This window comes from Dellaglioa sp. CoH-57-MRSF-20 (assembly GCF_056781955.1).
Map to the genome: position 1 here is coordinate 1 of NZ_JBXAXV010000249.1, position 278 is coordinate 278.

Annotated in this window: 1 protein-coding gene; it reads right to left on the reverse strand. The window is 59.4% G+C overall.

Annotation, left to right across the window (positions count from 1 at the left end):
• Nucleotides 1-21: 21 nt before the first annotated feature.
• Nucleotides 22-183 (reverse strand): ribosome modulation factor, encoded by a 162-nt coding sequence (locus AC1RPN_RS08945; RefSeq protein ID WP_353890807.1) that lies wholly within the window; start codon nucleotides 181-183, stop codon nucleotides 22-24.
• Nucleotides 184-278 lie beyond the last annotated feature (95 nt).

The window sequence follows — 278 nt, forward strand, 5'->3', positions numbered from 1 at the left end:
GGTACGCTTCACGCTGCGTCGTCATTCGTATTCCTCCTGATCCATATACTCGATGTCGGCCGAATGCCACCCAGCGTTCCACTCACGCCGCAGATCGGTGCCCGGGGCATATGGATTTTCGTCCACAGGAAGACCCCGGCCATGTGCTGCGTATCCACGAGAAAACGCCTGAGCGCGCCGCACTCGAATTTGTGCTGCGTTCCTCAGACAACCTCCCCACGCAGGATCGCGAGAACCGCGTCCACTGTCTCGTTCACGCCTTCAGCGTAGGCACGATT